At 64.0% G+C, this 15,181-nt stretch carries 8 protein-coding genes and 1 pseudogene; all 9 read left to right on the plus strand.

Annotated elements, in window-relative coordinates:
* Positions 1-184 precede the first annotated feature (184 nt).
* The 9 genes and pseudogenes from J2X76_RS22325 to J2X76_RS22365 all read left to right on the plus strand — a co-directional run bounded on the left by J2X76_RS22325 (position 185) and on the right by J2X76_RS22365 (position 15,168).
* A complete protein-coding gene (locus J2X76_RS22325) occupies positions 185-988 on the plus strand; it encodes an SDR family NAD(P)-dependent oxidoreductase (RefSeq protein ID WP_310219498.1) in 804 nt (267 codons plus the stop codon).
* 325 nt (positions 989-1,313) lie between these two features.
* Positions 1,314-3,170 (plus strand): TRAP transporter large permease subunit, encoded by a 1,857-nt coding sequence (locus J2X76_RS22330; RefSeq protein WP_310219887.1) that lies wholly within the window; start codon positions 1,314-1,316, stop codon positions 3,168-3,170.
* A gap of 48 nt (positions 3,171-3,218) precedes the next feature.
* Positions 3,219-4,238 carry a TRAP transporter substrate-binding protein gene (locus tag J2X76_RS22335; RefSeq protein ID WP_310219499.1) on the plus strand — a complete coding sequence of 340 codons (1,020 nt, stop codon included), beginning with the start codon at positions 3,219-3,221 and terminating at the stop codon, positions 4,236-4,238.
* Between the two features lie 35 nt (positions 4,239-4,273).
* Positions 4,274-5,155 (plus strand): IclR family transcriptional regulator, encoded by an 882-nt coding sequence (locus J2X76_RS22340; protein WP_310219501.1) that lies wholly within the window; start codon positions 4,274-4,276, stop codon positions 5,153-5,155.
* A 16-nt stretch (positions 5,156-5,171) separates the two neighbouring features.
* Positions 5,172-6,341 (plus strand): acetyl-CoA acetyltransferase, encoded by a 1,170-nt coding sequence (locus J2X76_RS22345; RefSeq protein WP_113126867.1) that lies wholly within the window; start codon positions 5,172-5,174, stop codon positions 6,339-6,341.
* A pseudogene (locus J2X76_RS22350) lies at positions 6,338-7,966 on the plus strand (acyl-CoA synthetase); the annotation flags it as partial. The gene J2X76_RS22345 and the pseudogene J2X76_RS22350, both read left to right, overlap by 4 nt.
* Before the next feature lie 396 nt (positions 7,967-8,362).
* Positions 8,363-8,842, plus strand: a complete 480-nt coding sequence (locus J2X76_RS22355) for a PCC domain-containing protein (RefSeq protein ID WP_310219889.1) — start codon at positions 8,363-8,365, stop codon at positions 8,840-8,842.
* A gap of 2 nt (positions 8,843-8,844) precedes the next feature.
* Entirely contained in the window at positions 8,845-9,594 is a 750-nt protein-coding gene (locus J2X76_RS22360) for an SDR family oxidoreductase (protein WP_310219503.1), read from the plus strand.
* 126 nt (positions 9,595-9,720) lie between these two features.
* Entirely contained in the window at positions 9,721-15,168 is a 5,448-nt protein-coding gene (locus tag J2X76_RS22365; RefSeq protein WP_310219504.1) for an alpha-2-macroglobulin family protein, read from the plus strand.
* Positions 15,169-15,181: the final 13 nt, after the last annotated feature.

Raw genomic sequence — 15,181 nt, forward strand, 5'->3', positions numbered from 1 at the left:
GGTTCCCCATGTAGCGCGCATTTTTCGGGCTGAGGGTGGCCCGGAGGGGTTGCCGCCTGACAGGGCCATCCGCGCAGTATACACGTTTGCGAACATGTTCTGTTTGCAATTGAACGTGGACCGAACGGAAACTGCACCGTAAGTTGTCTCACGCCGCCGGGGAGGGTGGCTGGAGGAGCAGTTTATGGATCGCATGAAGAACAAGGTCGCTCTCGTGTTCGGCGCCGGTTCGGTCGGCCCGGGTTTCGGGAACGGCAAGGCCGCTGCCGTCGCTTATGCCCGCGAGGGCGGCCGCGTCGTCTGCGTCGACGTCGATCTCGACGCGGCGAAAAACACGCTCGACGTCATCGAAGCCGAGGGCGGGACGGGGCTGGCGCTTGCCGCAGACGTCACCAGATCCATCGATATTGCTGCCGTCGTCGAAAAAACCATGGAGCGCTTCGGCCGCATCGACGTGCTGCACAACAATGTCGGCATCAACCTGCCGGGCGGAGCCGCGGAGGCGACCGAAGAGAGCTGGCGCAGGGTCCTCGACGTCAACCTGACCAGCGCTTTCCTCACCTGCAAGGCTGTCCTGCCGATCATGGAGAGGCAGGGGGGCGGAGCGATCGTCAATATCTCCTCGCTCGCGTCCATCCGGTGGACCGGCTATCCATACGTTTCATATTATGCATCGAAGGCGGCGCTGAACCACTTCACGCGCGCGATTGCGATCGAATATGCGGCCAAAGGCATCCGCGCCAATGTGATCCTGCCGGGGGTGATGGACACGCCGCATATCCAGAAACAGATCAGCGGTTACTACGCCTCTCCCGATGAAATGAAGGCTAAAAGAGACGCGATTTCGCCGATGAAACGCCAAGGAGACGGTTGGGACATCGCCTGGGCCTCGGTTTTCCTCGCCTCCGACGAAGCGAGATACATTACCGGGATCGAGCTCCCGATCGATGGCGGGCTGCATGCAACGGTGTCCGGCAGCTTGAGCTGACACGATGGCCCGCCTGCGGAACCAGTTCCATGATATGGATCGACCGTAAAGTTTTCGAGGCCGCAGTCAAATTCAGCCTTGCCTAATCCGCCCGTCTTGCGCAAACTCCGGCAACTTGTGGAAGAATAAGATCCAGATAATGGACCACTGCGGATGGCTGGAGGAGCCGGACGTCGGGAGGAGAAGCGGTCACGCCGGAGAGGGGTGTGGTCCGCCTGGATTTGCGGTTTGGCCCGTGATCGATCCGGAGCGTTTCTCCCGGCCGTCCCCTTCGCAGCATAGAGGAGGATGACGTGTGACGGCAGCCCAGAATACGATCGAGCCCATGGACGAGGCGTCGCTGCTCGCGGGCCTCGAAGGTGTGGCGCCGCAGCAGAGCGGCTCCGTCTGGATGCGGCCGGTGGAGGCGGTTGCCGCAGCACTTCTCGTCGGCATCATCGCGCTTTTGCTGGCCGGGGTCATTTCCCGTTATGTTTTCTCGCTGCCGATCGTCTGGATCGACGAGGTGGCGTCGATCTCCTTCCTCTGGCTTGCCATGCTCGGTTCGGCCATGGCGGTCGACCGCAGCGAGCACCTGCGGCTGACGCTGTTTGTCGGCATGCTGCCGGAAAAGGTGCATGCGCTGGCGAATACGCTCGCACTGCTGCTGATGGCGCTTTTCCTTGGGGTGATGCTGCGTCCGGCCTATGAATATGCGATCGAGGAATCCTACATCACCTCGGCGGCGCTCAACATTCCGATGAGCTTTCGCGCCGCGGCCCTGCCGGTCGGCGTCGGGCTGATGCTGATCCTCGCGGTCGCCAATGCGTTGAAGGGGGCGAACCTCAGGCAGGTCGCGATTTCCGCGGTGGTGATCGCCGCCGTGACCGCGCTCCTCTGGTTCGCCGGGCCGAGCCTGAAGCAGATCGGCAACTGGAACATTCCGATTTTCCTCGTCGGTTTCGTGGCGCTGTTTCTGGTTCTCGGCGTGCCGATCGCTTTCTGTTTCGGTCTCGGGACGCTGGCCTTCCTGACGTTCACCACGTCGGTACCGGTCTTCGTGATGATCGGCCGCATGGACGAAGGCATGTCGAGCATCATCCTTCTTTCGGTGCCGATCTTCGTGCTGCTCGGCTGCGTGCTCGATGCGACCGGCATGGGCAAGGCGATCGTCGAGGTTCTGGCCTCGCTGCTTGGCCATGTCCGTGCCGGCATGTCCTATGTGCTGCTCGGCTCGATGTTCCTCGTCTCCGGCATTTCGGGCTCGAAGGTTTCGGACATGGCGACCGTCGCGCCGGCGCTGTTTCCGGAAATGAAACGCCGTGGCCACAGACCGCCGGAGATGATCGCGCTTCTGGCGACGGGTGCGGCGATGGCGGAAACCGTGCCGCCGTCGATCGTGCTGATCGTGCTCGGGTCCGCGGCTGGCGTCTCGATCGCGGGACTGTTCACATCCGGTTTCGCCATCGCCATGGTCCTGCTGTTGGTGCTTGCGATCCTGGCGCGCTGGAAGGCGCGGCACGAATCCATGGCCGGCGTCCGCCGGGCGCCGCTTTCGGTGATCAAGAAGGCGTTTCTGGTGGCTGCTCCAGCGCTGGTGCTGCCCTTCCTGATCCGCACCGCCGTCGGCGAGGGGATTGCCACCGCGACCGAGGTTTCGACGATCGCGGTGCTCTACGCGATGATCATCGGCGCAACGCTTTACGGCGGCATCAGCCTGAAGAAGCTCTATTCCATGCTGGTGGAAACGGCGGCGCTCTCCGGCGCGATCCTGATGATCCTCGGGGCCGCGTCCGCCATGGCCTGGGCGCTGACCCAGACGGGGTTCGCGGCCCAGCTCGTCGAGGCGGTGCAGGGCCTGCCGGGCGGCTGGCTGACCTTCATGGGCGTCACCATCCTGATCTTCATGGTGCTCGGCTGCGTGCTGGAAGGCCTGCCGGCGATCGTGCTGATGGCGCCGATCATGTTTCCGGTCGCCCGTTCGCTCGGCATCAACGACATCCACTATTCGATGGTGGTGGTGACGGCGATGAATATCGGCCTGATGACGCCGCCAATCGGCATCGGTTTCTATATCGCCTGCAAGATCGGCAATGTCTCGCCGGACGAAGCCATGAAGGCCATCTGGCCCTATATCGGCGCGCTGATGATCGGCCTCCTGGTGATCGCAGCCGTGCCCTATTTCTCGACGGTTTTCCTTTGAAGGCCGTGAGACCATAAAAACCGGGAACTGAAATCGGAGGAGGATTTCATGAACGTCAATCGCAGAACGCTTCTTTTGGGGGCGGCCACGACCGGCATCGCCACCACCTTTTCGATCCGCACGCGGCCGGCAAATGCCGCCGAGTTCACCTACAAGTTCGCCAACAACCAGGCGCTGACGCATCCGATGAACGTGCGCGCCAAGGAAGCGGTCGCCAAGATCCTGGAGGAGAGCGGCGGGCGGATGGCGATCAACATCTTCCCGTCGAGCCAGCTCGGCGCCGACACCGACATGCTGAACCAGGTTCGATCCGGCGGCGTCGAAATGTTCAGCCTGTCGCCGATCATCCTGTCGACGCTGGTGCCCAACGCTTCGCTGAACGGGGTCGGTTTCGCCTTCCCGAGCTATGACAAGGTGTGGCCGGCGATGGACGGCGAACTCGGCAAATATGTTCGCGGCGAGATCGAGAAGAAGGGTCTGCTGACGCTCGACAAGATCTGGGACAACGGTTTCCGGCAGATCACCTCCTCCAAGGGGCCGATTACGACGCCGAAGGATCTCGAGGGCTTCAAGATCCGCGTGCCGGTGAGCCCGCTCTGGACCTCGATGTTCACCGCCTTCGGTTCGGCGCCCGCCAGCATCAACTTCGCCGAGACCTATACGGCGCTGCAGACCGGCATCGTCGACGGGCAGGAAAACCCGCTTGCCATCCTGACGACTGCCAAGCTGTTCGAAGTGCAGAAATATGTGTCGATGACCAACCACATGTGGGACGGCTTCTGGATCCTGCTCAACCGTCGCTCCTGGCAGGCGCTGCCGGCAGACCTGCAGGGGATCGTTTCGAAACACTTCAACGCCGCCGCCGAGCTGCAGCGCAAGGACGTGATGGGCCTCAACGCCACCGTCCAGGCCGAGCTCGAGGGCAAGGGCATGAAATTCAACAAGCCGGATGGCGCGCTTTTCCAGGAAAAGCTGCGCGCCGCCAATTTCTACAAGGACTGGAAGGCGAAATATGGCGACGAGGCCTGGGCCATCCTCGAAAAGGCCATCGGCAAGTCGCTGAGCTAATCGGGCACGGGCATGCATGTGATGGGAAGCGGCATATGGAACAAGTGATCGAAAACCTGCCGGGTCTTCGGGAAGGTGCCGCTTCCGCTTCGGGTGCGCAGGCGGTGGAACGGGCGTTGCAGCTTCTCTCCATCGTCGGTCGCGGGGCGGAGAAGGGCGTGGCGCTGGCCGAGGTGGTTGCCGATAGCGGCCTCAACAAACCGACCGCCCGCCGGCTTCTGATGGCCCTGATGCGGTCCCGCCTCGTCGAGCAGGACGAGCTTACCCGCCGGTATTATCTCGGCGGGGAGCTCTATGTGCTAGGCATGCTGGCCTCGCGCCGGCATGGCCTCCTGGAAATGGCGGGCGAGAGCCTGAAGCGGCTTTCGGCCAGGTCCGCCGACACGAGCTTCGTGTCGATGCGGCGTGAGGATTACGCCGTCTGTCTGCATCGCGAGGAGGGCACCCATCCGGTGCGCACCCATGCGCTGCTGACCGGCGACCAGAACCCGCTCGGGGTCGGCGCCGGCTCGCTTGCCATGCTGGCGGCGCTGCCGGATGCGGAGGTCGATGGCATCCTCGGCCGCATTGAAGGCGTCATCGCCGCGCAATATCCGGGCTATTCGACGGATATCATCCGCGATGACGTCGCGCGGACACGGGAGGTTGGCTATGCGCTCAATCCCGGGCGGGTGATCGCCAATTCCTGGGGGATCGGCATGGCGATCCTGCTGCCCGACGGGCGGCTCGCCGGGGCCCTGTCGATCGCCGCGATCGACAGCCGCATGGGCGAGGCGCGCCAGAAGGAGCTTGCGGCCCAACTGGGCCAGGAGGTCGAGCGGGTGCAGGGTAAATTGAAGGCGTTATTCGGTTCGGAAAACCCGGCGCTTCGAAAGGCGCCGCAGGCGTCGCGGTCGGGAATGCCGGAACGTGTCTGAAACAAAGGAGAAGGTCATGGCAGGAGCACAGATCGTCGGTTGGGCCCATTCGAAATTCGGCAAGTCCGAAGCGGGTTCGACGCGGGAATTGATGGCCGAGGTGATCAATCCGGCCCTCGAACATGCCGGTATCACGGCGAGGGATGTCGACGGCATTTTTGTCGGCGTGTTCAACAACGGCTTTTCCAAGCAGGATTTTCAGGGCGCCCTGGTGGCGATGGCGGCCGACGGATTCGATCATGTACCGGCGGTGCGGATGGAAAATGCCTGTGCCACAGGCTCGGCGGCGCTTTATCAGGCGCTCGATTTCATCGCTGCCGGCCGCGGCAAGGTCGCGTTGGTCGTCGGTGCCGAGAAGATGACCGCGCTGCCCACCAAGGAGACTGGCGACATCCTTCTGTCGGCCTCCTACCGCGAGGAGGAGGCGGATGTCGAGGGCGGTTTCGCCGGCCTCTTCGGCCGCATCGCCAGCCATTATTTCCAGCGCTACGGTGACCGTTCGGAAGAGCTTGCGATGATCGCGGCGAAAAACCACGCGAACGGCATGAAGAACCCCTATGCGCACATGCAGAAGGATTTCGGCTTCGATTTCTGCAACACGGTGTCCGACAAGAACCCCTATGTGGCGGCGCCTCTGCGCCGTACCGACTGCTCGCTGGTCTCGGATGGCGCGGCCGCGCTGGTGATCGCCTCGCCCGACGTTGCGGCCGGCATGAAGCGGGCGGTCGCCTTCAGGGCGCGCAACCATGTCAACGACATCCTGGCCATGTCGCGACGGGATCCGATCGCCTTCGAAGGTGCCCGCATGGCCTGGCAGAAGTCGCTTGCCGATGCCGGCGTTTCGCTCGACGACCTGAGCTTCGTCGAAACCCATGACTGCTTCACCATAGCGGAGCTCATCGAATACGAGGCGATGGGGCTCGCCGAGCCCGGCAAGGGATATCGCGTCATCCGCGAAGGCATCACCCGCAAGGATGGCCGTTTGCCCGTCAATCCGTCCGGCGGCCTGAAATCCAAGGGTCATCCGATCGGCGCGACCGGCGTTTCCATGCATGTGATGGCGGCGATGCAGCTCTGCGGCGAGGCGGGCGACATGCAGCTGCCGAAGGCGACAATGGCCGGCGTCTTCAACATGGGCGGCGCGGCCGTCGCCAACTATGTGTCGATCCTGGAGCGGACGAAATGAATGCGACAACCTCGGCTGGCGTCGGCGATCGCGCCGAACCGATAGGGGGTCTCAGCCCGCGTTCGACGCGGGTGATGAACCTCGCCCGTTTCGTGACGCAGGCGATGCGCCGCGAGCCGCAAGGCCTCGCTCTGGTCTGGGCCGAGAAGACCTGGACCTGGGAAGAGTTCGAAACGCGCATCGACGCGATGGCTGCGGCGCTGCAGCAGCGCTTCGGGGTGAGCAAGGGCGACCGCATCCTGGTCCAGTCGCAGAACTGCAACCAGATGTTCGAGAGCATGTTCGCCTGTTTCCGGATCGGTGCCGTCTGGGTGCCGACCAATTTCCGGCAGACGCCGGAAGAGGTGGCCTATCTCGCCAGGGCGAGCGGCGCGAGCGGCCTGATCTGTAATGCCTCGTTTCCGGATCATGCGCGGGTGGTGCGGGAAAGCAATCCCGCGATCGGTTTTGTTGTTGCCATCGGCGAAGCGGATTTCGGGCCATCATACGATGGCGTTGTCGAGGAGTTCCGCGGCGAGAAACCGGTCGAAGCGCGTGTCGAGCGCGACGATCCGTGCTGGTTCTTCTTCACGTCGGGCACGACCGGCCGGCCGAAGGCGGCGGTCTTGACCCACGGCCAGATGGGTTTCGTGATCAACAACCATCTCTGCGACCTGATGCCGGGTGTCACCTCCGCCGATGCCGCTCTGGTCGTCGCGCCGCTGTCGCATGGCGCGGGCGTGCACCAGCTCACCCAGGTGGCACATGGGGTGAAGACCATCCTGCTGCCGACCGAAAAATTCGACATCGACGCCGCCTGGGCGCTGATCGAAAAATGGCGCGTCTCGACCATGTTCACCGTGCCCACCATTTTGAAGCTGCTGGTCGAGCATCCGGCGGCGGACACATACGACCATTCCTCGCTGCGGTATGTCATCTATGCGGGCGCGCCGATGTATCGCGAGGACCAGAAGCGGGCGCTGAAAAGTCTGGGACCCGTGATCGTGCAATATTTCGGGCTGGGCGAAGTGACAGGCGCGATCACCGTGCTGCCGCCGGCCCTGCACTCTGCCGAGGACGGCGAGGCTGCCAGGATCGGGACCTGCGGCATGGAACGCACCGGCATGCAGGTGTCGATCCAGAACGATCAGGGCGATGAGGTCGGGCCTTACGAGACCGGCGAGATCTGCTGCATCGGTCCGGCGGTGTTTGCGGGTTATTACGACAATCCGGAGGCCAACGAGAAGGCGTTCCGCAACGGCTGGTTCCGCACCGGCGACCTTGGCCACATGGATGCGGAGGGTTTCCTCTACATCACCGGCCGCGCCTCGGACATGTATATTTCCGGCGGCTCCAACGTCTATCCGAGGGAGATCGAGGAGAAGCTGCTCACCCATCCTGATATCAGCGAGGTGGCGGTGCTCGGCGTGCCGGATCCGCTCTGGGGCGAGGTGGGCTATGCAGTCTGCGTCGCCAAGCCCGGTTCGGCGGTGACCGAGAAGGACCTGTTTGCCTTCATCGACGGCAAGATGTCCCGCTACAAGATGCCGAAGCGTTTCATCTTCTGGGATGCCCTGCCGAAATCCGCCTATGGCAAGATTACCAAGAAGATGATCCGTGAGGAGCTGCAGGCACGCGGCAAGCTCGATAATAAGCCGGCTAATAATGTGCCGACGCTGCGCCAGCTGAAACATCCAGGCCCTATCGCGCCGATCAGGCGAGAGGCGGTGCGGACCGAGTTGAAGCCAGTCGAGGGCGTGCTGCGGCCGGGCGAGGTCTTCATGGCCGGCGTGGCACGCATCTTTGCGGAGGCGGGCTGTAGGGGCGGTTTCCTCAATATCGAGGGCGGCGCCTGCGATCCGTTCCGTTACGTGCTGCCGGCCTTCTCGCCGGACGAGGATCATGTTGCCTGGTACAGCGCGACTTTCGCGCCGGAAGCGGGCGGCAGGTTCCAGGCGGCGACCGCAATGGTCGGCGAACGGGATGGCGCGCCTTTCCTGCATTGCCATGGCATCTGGGATACCGGCGAAGGGGCTCTGCGGATGGGGCATGTTCTGCCCTTCGACAGCATTGTCAGCCGGCCGATCGCGGTCAAAGGTTACGGTAGCGCCACGGCCACCTTCTCCTCCATTCCCGATCCGGAAACCAATTTCACGCTGTTTTCCGCCAGGGGCGAAAGCGGCGAAGGTAACGGCATCCTGCTACGCGTCCGGCCAAACGAGGATGTCGGTTTGGCGATCGAGGAAGTCTGCCGGGAGCACGGCATAGAGAGCGCCCGCATTCATGGCATCGGCAGCATCAACGAACCGGTGTTCGAGGACGGACGCCGGATTGTCTGCCTCGCGACCGAGATCGCCATCGAGAATGGCGTACTCGAAAACACGCCTGACGGGCTTCGGGCCTCGATCGATGCTGCGGTCGTCGATACGGACGGCGTCATCTATCACGGCCGGCTGGCGCGTGGCGACAATCCGGTCGGCGTCACTTTCGAACTGGTCATCGTCGAAAACCGGGAGAGCTGAACATGCGAAGCGTCGTCGTCACGGGTGCGGGATCGGGTATCGGCCTTTCGACGACGGAGCTTCTGATCGAAGCCGGCTGGCATGTGCTGGCCGCCGACCGCGATGCCGCCGCACTCGAACGGCTGATGGAACGGCTCGGCAACCGGGCCAGTCTTCTGACCACCGTTGTCCTCGATATTACCGACGAGAAGGCGATCGCGGATTTTGCCGAGCGATGCCGGGCGCTCCACAGCCCGCTGCAGGCACTGGTCAACAGCGCCGGCATCGGTTCGAACGTCCGGTTCGCCGATACCACGACCGACCAGCTTCGGCGGATGTATGAGGTCAATGTCGTCGGCGCGTTTGCGCTGTCCCAGGCACTGGCGCCGATCATGCGGGAAAACGGCGGCGGTTCGATCGTCCACATCGCCTCGGTTTCCGGCATCAAGGGCAATCTCGGCCGCTCCGCCTATGGTGCGTCGAAGGGCGCTTTGGTGACGCTCACCAGGATCATGGCCGTCGAGCTCGCCGACGACCTGATCCGCGTCAACGCGATTGCCCCCGGGCCGATCGAGACACCGATGGTCAGGGAAAACCATACCGCCGCGACACGCGAGGAATGGAGCCGCACCGTGCCGATGCGGCGCTACGGCCGGCCGGAAGAGATCGCCACGGCCATCGCCTTCCTCGTCGACGAGCGGCAATCCTCTTATATGACCGGCCAGATTCTTGCCATCGACGGTGGATTTACCGCCGCCGGATTGATGGCCTGATCCGTTCCGGCACGACATTCGCCCTGTGACAATCTCTTCATAAAAAGAGGTTGCAAGGCTCGTTGACAAGTCGCGGGATAGATTAGAAAACTGGCACCTTCCGACGGCAGCCACGGGGGGACTTCCATGTCTAGGCGCGCGTTTTTCGGCTTTCTCGCTCTCATCGTTTCCGCATCCGCTTTCGTCTCGCCCCTGACGGCGGCCGACCGGCGGATCGAAAGCACTCCGAACGGCGATTATCTCGGCTTCGATCTTCGAACCGTGAAGAATGTCAGCCAGCCCCAGTGCGAGGCGGCCTGCATCGGCGACAATGCCTGCAAGGCCTTCACCTATAACGAGAAGGCCAAATGGTGCTTCCTCAAGTCGGATTACAGCCAGCTCAACCCGTTCCCGGGCGCCACAGCCGGCAAGATCGTCGTAACGGCGGTTGAACCGGATATCGGCGCCCCGCCGAAACTGTCCTTCCTCTCGGAAGAGGTTCTCCAGCAGGCGCGCGACCAGAAGGAGGGCCTGACGCTCGGCGACAACCAGCAGGGTTACGGCGTCGAGAACCTTAAGACCATCGCCCAGGGCCAGGTCCTGGCCGGCAACGTCGATACGGCGATCTACAATTTCAAAGGCGCGCTCTCGATCATCCCGGATGACGGTGCGCTGTGGATCGAGCTCGCCCGGGCTGCCAGCACCGCCAAGAACAACAGCACCGCCGATGGCGAAGGCACGCTTGCCGCCGTCAACGGCTATCAGCTTTCGCGCACCACGCAGACCCGCGCCGAGGCGCTGGCGGTTCTTGGCGCCGCACTCGCCAAGCAGCAGAACTATCGCGCGGCGCTCAATGCCTACAAGGCGAGCCTTGCGCTCGTGAACGCCCGCACCGTGCAGGCCGCCTATAACGACCTGCGGGAGCGCCAGGGTTTCCGCATGACCGGCAACACGGTCGATGCCGACAGCGCCAATCCGCGCGTCTGCGTGCAGTTCTCCGAACCGCTGGTGAAGATCGGCGTCGACTACGCGCCCTTCGTCGTGCTCAACGGCCAGGCGCCGAAGGCGATGGAAGCCAAGGACAGCCAGATCTGCGTCGAAGGCTTGACCCACGGCCAGCGCTACAAGCTGTCGCTGCGCCGCGGCCTGCCGTCTTCCGTGGACGAGCCGCTTGCGGCCCAGGTGGACATCGACATCTACGTCAAGGACCGCTCGGCGACCGTGCGTTTCACCGGCGACAGTTTCGTGCTGCCGTCGACCGCGCGCCGCGGCATCCCGATCGTTTCGGTCAATACCGAAAAGGCCAATCTGAAGCTTTACCGGGTCGGTGACCGCAATATCGCGGCGTTGCTCGCCAATTCGCAGTTCCTGACCCAGATGGACGGCTACAACGCCACCCAGATCCAGGAGCAGAGCGGCGAACTGGTCTGGCAGGGCACGATCGACATCGTCCAGGACTTGAACAAGGACGTGGTGACGAGCTTCCCGGTGGATGAAGCCCTGCCCACCCGCAAGCCCGGCGTTTATATGCTGACGGCGGCTGCCGCCAACGCGGCGAGCCAGGAATGGGATACCAAGGCGACCCAGTGGTTCGTGGTCTCGGATATCGGGCTCACCACCTATGCCGGCACGGACGGCCTTAACGTGTTTGCCCGTTCGCTCGGCAGCGCCAAGCCGATGGCGGGCGTCGATCTGCAGCTTCTCGCCAAGAACAACGAAATCCTCGGTACGGCGAAGACCGATGCGGATGGCCGGGCGGTGTTCACCGCGGGCCTGATGCGCGGCACCGCTGCGATGGTGCCGGCCGTGCTGGCGGCCCAGAACAACGGCCAGGACTATGTCTTCCTCGACATGTCCCGCGCCGGCTTCGACCTTTCCGACCGCGGCGTCACCGGTCGCCCGGCCCCCGGCGCGATCGACGTCCTTCCCTGGACCGAGCGCGGCATCTACCGGCCCGGCGAAACCGTGCACGCCTCGGCGCTCGCCCGCAATATCGATGGGACGGCGATCGAGAACCTGCCGCTCACCTTCGTCTTCCTGCGCCCCGACGGCGTCGAGGATCGGCGCATGGTCAGCAACGGCTCGCTTGGCGGCTATGCGCTCGACCTGCCGCTCTTGGCCACGTCGATGCGCGGCACGTGGACGATGCAGATCTTCACCGATCCCAAGGGCTCGACGATCGGCGAAAAGAACTTCCTCGTCGATGACTTCGTGCCGGATCGCATCGAATTTGATATGGTGAGCGATGCCAAGGAAATCGCGGTCGGTGAGCCGGTGCCGGTCAATATCGACGGCCGTTATCTTTATGGAGCGCCGGCCGCCGGCCTCAATCTCGAGGGCGAAATCGCCCTGAAAACGACGCGCGAAACCCCAGCTTTCCCGGGCTATCAGTTCGGCCTCGTCGACGAAGAGGCGAGCGAAGCGGTACGCATTCCGCTTGAAGGGCTCGAACCGCTCGACGACGATGGCAAGGCGACCTTCGAGGCGACCGTTGCCGAAGCGCCTTCGACGACGCAGCTGGTGAATGCCGATATCGTCGTGCGCATGCAGGAGGCGGGCGGTCGCGCCATCGAGCGTTCGATCAGCCTGCCGGTCAAGGCGGAGGGTGCGCGGATCGGCATCAAGCCGGAGTTTTCCGGCGATCTCGGCGAGAACTCGGTCGGCAATTTCACCGTGATCATGGTGGATGAGGCCGGCAGGAAGCAGGCTATCCAGAACCTCCCCTGGAAGCTGATCAAGATCGACCGCGATTACCAGTGGTATCGCGAGGGTTCGTCCTGGCGGTTCGAGCCGGTAACCCGCACCAGCCAGGCGGCCAACGGCACGGTGAATGTCACCGCCGACGGCGGTAAGGTTTCCGTCCCGGTCAAGTGGGGCCGCTACCGGCTCGAAGTCGAAACCGCCGATATCGGCGGGCCGACTTCCAGTGTAGAATTCGACGCCGGCTGGTTCGTGACCGCGACCTCGACCGAAACCCCGGATGCGCTGGAAATCGCGCTCGACAAGCAGAGCTACAAGGTCGGCGAGACGGCCAAGCTCAAGGTGTCATCGCGTTATGCCGGCGAGCTGATGATCACGTCCGGTTCCGAGAGCCTGATCGCGGTCAAGACCGCGAGCATCGGCGCCACCGGTGGCGAGGTGGAGATCCCGGTCACCGCGGCCTGGGGCGCCGGTTCCTACGTCACCGCGACGCTTTATCGTCCCGGCCAGGCGCAGGAAAGCCGCATGCCGATGCGCGCCATCGGCGTCACCTGGCTCAAGGTCGATCCGGAAAGCCGCGATCTGCAGGTGTCGATCACGGCGCCGGAAAAGACGCTGCCGCGCCAGCCGCTGAACATCTCGCTGCAGGTGGCCGGAGCGGGCGCCAACCAGGACGCCTATGTCACCGTTGCCGCGGTGGATGTCGGCATCCTCAACCTGACCCGTTACCAGCCTCCGGCGCCGGACGACTGGTATTTCGGCCAGCGCCGCCTTGGCCTCGAAATCCGCGACATCTACGGCCGCCTGATCGACGGTTCGCTCGGCGCCACCGGACGGCTGCGCACCGGCGGCGACGGCGGCAGCACGGCTCTGCAGTCGAGCCCGCCGAAGGAAAAGCTGATTGCCTTCTTCTCGGGTCCGGTGAAGCTCGATGCGCAGGGCAAGGCGAATGTCTCCTTCGATATTCCGCAGTTCAACGGCACGGCGCGGGTCATGGCCGTCGCCTGGTCGAAGACCGGCGTCGGGCATGGCGTCAAGGACGTGGTGATCCGTGATCCGGTCGTGGTCACGGCCAGCCTGCCGCGCTTCCTGGCGCCCGGCGACCAGACCAATCTCAGGCTCGACATCGCCAATACCGATGCCCCGGCCGGCGATTACCAGCTCGCCATTACCACCAACAAGCCGGTTGCGGTCGATCAGAAGGGGACGGGCAAGATCACGCTGGCAGCCGGTGGCAAGTCCGATGTCACGCTTGCGCTTCGCGGCGTCGAGCCGGGTGACGGGTCGATTTCGATCCGCCTTTCGAATGCCGCCGGCATGTCGCTCGACCAGGTCCTCGACATTCCGGTGCGGCCGGCCGCGATGCCGATCACCCAGCAGCGGCTCGTCGAGCTGAAGCCGGGCGCCAGCGTGACGGTCGATTCCAACCTCTTGGCCGACAGCATCCTGCCCGGTGCCTCGATCAGCGTGAATGTCAGCCGCTCGACGGCCTTCGACATCCCCGCGCTGCTGATGAGCCTCAGCCGGTATCCTTATGGCTGCGCCGAACAGACGACCAGCCGCGCATTGCCGCTTCTTTATCTCAGCCAGATGGCGGTGCAGAACGGCCTTGCCGACGACACGGAGGTCAAGAAGCGGGTCCAGGATGCGATCTACCGCGTGCTGTCCTACCAGTCCTCGGCCGGCAGCTTCGGCCTCTGGGGTCCGGGCGGCGGCGATCTGTGGCTCGATTCCTACGTGTCGGATTTCCTCAGCCGTGCCCGCGAACAGGGTTACGACGTGCCGGAACAGGCGCTTGTCCAGGCGCTCGACAGCCTGCAGAATTCGCTCGGCTTCACCAACAACGTCAAGGATCAGGGCAACGAGATCGCCTATGCGCTCTATGTGCTCGCCCGCAACCGCAAGGCCGCGATCAGCGACCTGCGGTACTACGCGGATACGATGCTGAACGATTTCCCGACGCCGCTCGCCAAGGCGCATATCGCCGCGGCGCTGGCGCTTTACGGCGATGCGCAGCGGTCGAAGAACATCTTCGCGGCCTCGCTGCAGATGTCGCAGGACGCGCAGATCCACCGGGTCAGCCTGTCGCGTTCAGATTACGGCTCGTCCCTGCGTGACGGCGCCGCGGTCCTGGCGCTCGCCGCCGAAAGCCGGCCGGTGCCGCCGATCGTTCCGGCGCTTGCCACCATCGTCGCCAAGGAATGGGGGCAGAAGAAATATACCAGCACCCAGGAACAGACCTGGATGCTGCTGGCCGCCCGCGCGCTGCAGAACGGCGACGACGGCCTGCGCCTGCAGGTCAACGGCGCCGACCATCGCGGCACGCTGATGTCGCAGATGAGCGGCGATGCGCTGATCGGCCACCCGCTGACCGTCAAGAACGTGAGCGCCGATCCGCTGTCTGCCTCGATCACCACGGTCGCGGCACCGGCCCAGCCGCTGCCGGCCGGCGGCGACGGGTTCCAGATCACCCGCACCTACTATTCGATGGACGGCGAGGAGGCTAACGTCAGCGAGGCGCAGCAGAACCAGCGTTATGTCGCGGTGATCAGCATCACCGAGAGCAACAGCTGGCCGTCGCGCATCGTCGTCACGGACCTCCTGCCGGCCGGGTTCGAGATCGACAACCCGAGCATCGTCGGCAGTGCCAGCCTTGCGAACTTCGACTGGATCGAGGACGTGCAGGCGGCGCACACGGAGTTCCGCAACGACCGTTTCGTCGCGGCCTTCGACCGCAGCGCCGGCGACAACCGCGAGATCACGCTTGCCTATGTCGTTCGCGCCGTAACCCCCGGCGTCTACGATCATCCGGCCGCACAGGTCGAGGACATGTATCGTCCGCAGTTCTCGGCCCGCACCGCAACCGGCAAGATGGAGGTCGTTGCCGCCCCGTAAGCGGCAGCGCGTT

It is taken from the genome of Neorhizobium sp. 2083 (assembly GCF_031455615.1).
GTDB lineage: Bacteria > Pseudomonadota > Alphaproteobacteria > Rhizobiales > Rhizobiaceae > Neorhizobium.

Coding starts and splice junctions, on each gene's coding strand:
- J2X76_RS22325 (WP_310219498.1), top strand. CDS start 185: ATGGATCGCATGAAGAACAAGGTCGCTCTCGTGTTCGGCGCCGGTTCG.
- J2X76_RS22330 (WP_310219887.1), top strand. CDS start 1,314: ATGGACGAGGCGTCGCTGCTCGCGGGCCTCGAAGGTGTGGCGCCGCAG.
- J2X76_RS22335 (WP_310219499.1), top strand. CDS start 3,219: ATGAACGTCAATCGCAGAACGCTTCTTTTGGGGGCGGCCACGACCGGC.
- J2X76_RS22340 (WP_310219501.1), top strand. CDS start 4,274: ATGGAACAAGTGATCGAAAACCTGCCGGGTCTTCGGGAAGGTGCCGCT.
- J2X76_RS22345 (WP_113126867.1), top strand. CDS start 5,172: ATGGCAGGAGCACAGATCGTCGGTTGGGCCCATTCGAAATTCGGCAAG.
- J2X76_RS22355 (WP_310219889.1), top strand. CDS start 8,363: ATGGGGCATGTTCTGCCCTTCGACAGCATTGTCAGCCGGCCGATCGCG.
- J2X76_RS22360 (WP_310219503.1), top strand. CDS start 8,845: ATGCGAAGCGTCGTCGTCACGGGTGCGGGATCGGGTATCGGCCTTTCG.
- J2X76_RS22365 (WP_310219504.1), top strand. CDS start 9,721: ATGTCTAGGCGCGCGTTTTTCGGCTTTCTCGCTCTCATCGTTTCCGCA.